Here is a 5,330-nt window from a genome sequence, read left to right on the forward strand (position 1 = left end):
CCTGGCCACAGCACGTCACTGAACAGATCGCCGCTTGACATCAAAGAACATGGGATGTCTGACCCATCACCAACCGCCACGGCCGATCCACCGGTAGTCAGACACTCCCGCGGCGCCCAGAGCGCGGACCAGCACGCCCCTAGAACCCCTCACGCCCCCCTGGTGATCGACTGGCTTGCCGCACCGTGCGCCAGTAGCCGCGAACGACCTCGAAAGCGGTAATTACCAGTCGTCTCACGCTGCCCCGCCAGTGCCGGAACGACGTGGTTGGCATCGTCCGATGGCGTCAGCTGCCCTGCGAGACCCCACGCGCGGGCGGGGACGACCCGGTGCCCGCGTAGCGCCACGCTGAGTTGACGGGAAGATTGTCGGCGACTCCTGGACACTGGCCCCCTGTGGCGCTGAGACAAACGACTGATCACTCATCATCTGTGCTTGACCACGTCAGCTGCTTTTCCCGGTTCGGGTGAGGTGATGCTCTGGCTGGCGCGGAGCATGGCTTGGTAGAGGGCGGCTTCCCCGGGTGGGTCGGGCAGAGGGCCGCGGGCGGGGGCCTGGAAGGACTGGATCATCAGGGCGACGAGACGGCGCCAGGCGTCGGGCGCGGCGTCGCCGGTGGCGTTGACGACGCCGGCGTTGGCCATGAGCAGGAGGACCAGGTCCCGGCTGGTGAAGTCCTCGCGTAGGTGCCCGCTGTCCTGGGCGCGGGCGATGAGTGCGAGGAAGCCGTTGTACGCCTCGGCGCGGCGGGCTTCGAGAGCTTTGGCGGCGGGGAAGGTCATGGTCAGGATGTCGGCGAAGCCGCGGTCGGCGGCCTGCATCGCACAGACCGTCTCGATGAACCCCGCGAATCCGTCCCACGGATCGGGGTGCTCCAGGGCCGCGGCGACCGCGGCGACGTAGGTGTCCATCCGGTCGGCGAAGACGGCGGCGACCAGTTCCTCCTTGCTGGGGAAGCGGCGGAAGATGGTGGCGATCCCCACCCCCGCCTCGCGGGCCACCGAGGCCATGGAGGCGTTCAGGCCGTCGCGCCCGAACACCTTCCGCGCGGCGGCGATGATCCGCGCCCGGTTGCGCTCGGCGTCGCTGCGCAACGGCTGGGCGGCGGGCTCGGCGGTGCCGTCGGTGTGCTGGGCGGCGGGCTCGGCGGTGCCGTCGGTGTGCTGGGCCCCGGGGTTCATGCCCCCAGCCTAACGAATCGGAATTCCCTATCCGTTTCTCGTGTTACAGTGGTCGAGCAAACCGGATAGGGCTATCCGGATCACTGATTCGGATAGCCCTATCCATATAGTCTCTCGAAAGGTTCGCCGTGCCCGCCATCGCCATCGTCGGGGCCGGCCCCCAGCTGGGTCTGGCCATCGCCCACACCTTCGGCTCCCACGGCCTCGACGTCGCCCTGATCGCCCGCAACCGCGCCAGGCTCGACGAGCTCGTCGGCACGCTCGACGCTGAGGGCATCACCGCCGCCGCGTTCCCCGCCGACGTACTTGACCGTGACGGACTCACCCAGGCGCTCAAGGACGCCGCCGCGCAGTTCGGCGGGATCGATGTCCTGGAGTACTCCCCGGTCGGGACGCTTGACTCCACCATCCTGACCAGTCCGTCCGAGACCGACCCGTCCCATGTGCAGCACGAGATGGGGTTCCAGCTGTACGGGGCCATCACCGCCACAAAGGCAGTGCTGCCCGCGATGCGTGAGGCCGGCGCGGGCACCCTGCTCTACACCACCGGGGCCGGCTCGATCGACCCCGTTCCGATGATCGCCAATGTCAACGCCGCCGCGGCGGCACTGCGCAACTGGGTGATCAACCTCCACAAGGAACTGGCCGGCGCCGGCATCCAGGCCGCCCACGTCGGCATCGACGTGTCGATCGGCACCGCCGTCATCCCCGGCGCGCCGGTGGCCCAGCCCGAGGAGATCTCCCCCGTCTACTGGGAGCTGCACACCACCCACCGCGACGCAGYCGAGCGCGTCTTCAGCCGCTGACACCGCACCGGCTGCCCTGATCCGCCCCTCGTCGAACCCTGATCGCGCCGCGGYGTGATCTCCAGAGAAGGTCCCGCCCGATGAACGTGTTCCTGTGGATCGTGCAGGGCCTGCTGGCTGCGGCGTTCGCGGTCGCCAGCGTCCTGAAGTCCACCCGGTCCCGCGAGCAGCTCATTCCCCAACTGCCGTGGGTGAGCGATGTGTCGACCCCGGTGATGCGTCTGATCGGTGCCGCCGAGTTCGCCGGCGCCCTCGGCCTGATCCTCCCGGGTGCCTTCGACATCGCCACCGTGCTCACCCCGCTGGCCGCCACCGGCCTCGCAGTGATCATGGTCCTGGCCATGGGTCTCCACGCCCGCCGCAAGGAGCCGGCGGCCATCGCGTTCAACGCGGTGCTGCTCATCCTCGCGGCGGTCGTGATGTGGGGCCGATTCGGACCCCACACCCTTTGACCCGCTCCCGTGCCAGGTTCCGCCCCCGCCACGCGCCCGCGTGCCCGGCTGGCTCAACGATCGGGCGCTGCTGATGCCGCTCTTCCGCTTCTCTCCTGCAAAGGATGTCTGACATGCAGATCGCCGGCTCCGTGGCCCTCGTCACCGGCGCCAGCCGCGGGCTGGGCCRCCACTTCGCCGCCCAGCTCCTGCAACGTGGCGTGGCCAAGGTGTACGCCACCGCGCGCCGTCCCGACAGCGTCGACGTACCGGGAGCGGAGGTGCTCTCCCTCGACATCACCGACCCGACCTCCATCACCGCCGCGGCCAAGGCCACCGGCGACGTGACCCTGCTGGTCAACAACGCCGGCGTCGCGACGTTCACCAACCTGACGACCAGCGACATGGACATGATCCGGCTGGAGATGGACACCCACTACTACGGCCCGCTGAACATGATCCGCGCCTTCGCCCCGGTCCTGAGGGCAGGTGGGGGTGGGGCGATCGTGAACGTGCTGTCGGCAGGCGCCTGGGCCCCCAGCGAACACACCAGCTCCTACTGCGCGGCCAAAGCGGCCGCCTGGAGCCTGACCAACAGCGTCCGCCTCGAACTCGCCTCTCAGAACACGCAGGTCACCGGGCTCATCCTCGGCCCGACGGACACCGACATGGCTGCGGGTGTGGAGATGGACAAGAACGACCCGGCCGACGTCGTGCGCGCCACCCTCGACGGCATCGAGGCCGGCCACGCCGAGGTCATCGCCGACGCCCTGTCCGCCCAGGCCAAGGCCAACCTCGCCCTCGACCCCGCCCAGGTCTACCAGCCCACGTCGGGCCCAGGCGAAGCAGTCAATCGCCTTCGCGGGCATCGGGATCGCGCAGCAGGCCGCCGTCCGACGATCTCCCGCGCACCGTGAACGACTGGCTTCGCGCCCCTGGCGGGCAAGGACGCAGCCTCTACTTTCCCGCCGGCTCTGTCCGATTGCCGGACGGGACGTGGTCGGTGTCTGTCACCAGATGTTCAGTCGCCCAGCGTTCGAGTTCGGCCAGGGCGGGACGTAGCGCCTCACCGCGCGGCGTGAGCCGGTAGCGGACGCCGACCGGCGGGCCCTCGATCACCTCACGCGCCACCAGACCGGCCTGGACGAGTTCGTTCAACCGTCCCGACAACATCCGCTCGGTGACACCGGGCACCAACTTGGAGATCTCGGAGAAGCGCGCAGGGCCGGCCAGAAGCGTGCCGACGATCAGACCACTCCAGCGCTTGCCAAGCAGAGCGAAGACCGGTGTCAACGCGTGACAACTCACCGCGTCTCGCTCCGATGGCTCCATCCGCCCATGGTACCCGCGGTCAACACACCCTCGACGGTTGCTATATTTTCAGTTGTAACTATACTTTTACAATCTCCCATTGCTCCCGAGAAAGGTCAGCTGTGACAACTCCCTCCGTGTCAAACCCGCCAGCGCCAGCACTCTCCGAAGYCAGCGCGCTGCCGCTGGCCGCCGGCGTCTGGCCCATCGACCCCGCGCACTCCGGTGTCCACTTCCAGGTCCGCCACCTCGGCGTCACCAACGTCCGCGGCCGGTTCGACGTGTTCAACGGGACACTGACCATCGGCGAGACTCTCGCCGACGTAGCCGTCGAGGCCACGATCGACATGGCCTCGATCAACACGAACCAGGCCGATCGAGACGCCCACCTACGCTCCACCGACTTCTTCGACATCGAACGCAACCCGACCATGCACTACCAGTCCGTGTCGGTGACCGCCGACGAGGACAACTACCAGGCCGCCGGCAACCTGACGATCAACGGGATCACCAAGCCCGTGACCTTGGCAGTGGAGTTCTACGGCGTCGATATCCATCCCGCGGACAACCGGACCAGGGCCGGGTTCGCCGCGACCACCGAGATCCGTCGCAGTGACTACGGCATCGACTTCAACATGCCCCTCGGCGCCGGCAAGCTCGCCCTCGGCGACAAGATCAAGGTAGAACTCGACCTCCAGTTCATCGCCCCATGACAAGACCGGCGCAGGCCGAGATCCCGGCTTCGCACCTGGACCTGCTCACCCAGCCCCTGACCGCGGTCCTGACCACCATCGGCGCGGATGGCCGGCCGCAATCGACCGCGGTCTGGTACCTCTTCCACGGGTCGACCCTGCAGACATCCATGATCACCACCCGGCAGAAGTACAAGAACCTGCTACGCAAGCCCGTCGCGGGCCTGTTCATCCTCGACCCGGCCAACCCGTTTCGCACCCTGGAGATCCGCGCCGACGTCGAGCTGACCCCCGACCCGAGTAAAGAGCTGCTCCCGCTGTTCGCCAAGCACTACGGCGTCGACGAGACAATGCTCAACCTCCCCGGCACGGAACGGGTGGCCGCGACCCTCCACCCCATCCGAGTCGTCGTCAACGGGTGACGCTGGCGCCCCACACCCGCCTCGCGCATCCCGGGCGGGCGTGGGGCCACCCGGTTCCTGTCCGGCTTGAGGGGTCGGGACGCTACGAAGGGTTCGGCGGGGCCGGTCCCGAAGTCCTGCGACGCTACTCGGAGGGGAACCTCATCCCGTGTCGAAGACAGCCAGTCCAGATGGTCAACCGGCGATCTTCCTCACCTCCGACGAGGCATCCTCCATCACCGGCACGAACCTCGTCAACACGGAGGCATGCCCCTAACCTGCTCGAGCTCGCCGACCGATCCGGCGCGACCCACAGAGGGGAGCGTCCGATCAACGGCGCCATCGCATATTCGACGGTGACGATATGTATCCAAGACAACCAGGAACGGATCAGCCGCCAGCCCGTCCTCAACAGCCTGCCGGGTAGCCGGCGGGAGTTTCACCCGCCGGCCCCCACAGATCCGGACGTGACACTCTCGCGTCATCCGGCTCGTGCTATCCGATGGCC

Annotated in this window: 7 protein-coding genes; 5 read left to right on the forward strand and 2 right to left on the reverse strand. The window is 68.0% G+C overall.

The features are described 5' to 3' along the window. Positions 1 to 425 precede the first annotated feature (425 nt). Positions 426 to 1,181 (reverse strand): TetR/AcrR family transcriptional regulator, encoded by a 756-nt coding sequence (locus tag CC117_RS08065; RefSeq protein ID WP_071083128.1) that lies wholly within the window; start codon positions 1,179 to 1,181, stop codon positions 426 to 428. 128 nt (positions 1,182 to 1,309) lie between these two features. Here CC117_RS08065 and CC117_RS08070 point away from each other — a divergent pair, with 128 nt between their 5' ends. From CC117_RS08070 to CC117_RS08080, 3 genes are all read left to right on the forward strand, one after another. Beyond that, the gene (locus CC117_RS08070) at positions 1,310 to 1,987 is read left to right on the forward strand and encodes an SDR family NAD(P)-dependent oxidoreductase (RefSeq protein WP_071083129.1); all 678 of its coding nucleotides are present in this window, start codon (positions 1,310 to 1,312) and stop codon (positions 1,985 to 1,987) included. 80 nt (positions 1,988 to 2,067) lie between these two features. After that, on the forward strand, positions 2,068 to 2,439 hold the full coding sequence (locus CC117_RS08075; protein ID WP_071083130.1) for a DoxX family protein: 372 nt from the start codon (positions 2,068 to 2,070) through the stop codon (positions 2,437 to 2,439). 113 nt (positions 2,440 to 2,552) lie between these two features. After that, complete coding sequence (locus CC117_RS08080; RefSeq protein WP_071083131.1) at positions 2,553 to 3,335, forward strand: SDR family oxidoreductase; 783 nt, start codon at positions 2,553 to 2,555, stop codon at positions 3,333 to 3,335. Positions 3,336 to 3,375: 40 nt separating this feature from the next. Here the strand turns inward: CC117_RS08080 and CC117_RS08085 are convergent, their stop codons facing one another. Then, positions 3,376 to 3,750 carry a winged helix-turn-helix transcriptional regulator gene (locus CC117_RS08085; protein ID WP_071083132.1) on the reverse strand — a complete coding sequence of 125 codons (375 nt, stop codon included), beginning with the start codon at positions 3,748 to 3,750 and terminating at the stop codon, positions 3,376 to 3,378. Positions 3,751 to 3,851: 101 nt separating this feature from the next. Between CC117_RS08085 and CC117_RS08090 the strand changes: the two genes are divergently transcribed. Then, a complete protein-coding gene (locus CC117_RS08090) occupies positions 3,852 to 4,442 on the forward strand; it encodes a YceI family protein (RefSeq protein ID WP_071083133.1) in 591 nt (196 codons plus the stop codon). Then, positions 4,439 to 4,843 (forward strand): PPOX class F420-dependent oxidoreductase, encoded by a 405-nt coding sequence (locus CC117_RS08095; RefSeq protein ID WP_071083134.1) that lies wholly within the window; start codon positions 4,439 to 4,441, stop codon positions 4,841 to 4,843. The genes CC117_RS08090 and CC117_RS08095 overlap by 4 nt, the downstream gene beginning before the upstream one ends. Positions 4,844 to 5,330 lie beyond the last annotated feature (487 nt).

Origin of the sequence: Parafrankia colletiae, assembly GCF_001854655.1 — a bacterium.
GTDB classification, from domain to species: domain Bacteria; phylum Actinomycetota; class Actinomycetes; order Frankiales; family Frankiaceae; genus Parafrankia; species Parafrankia colletiae.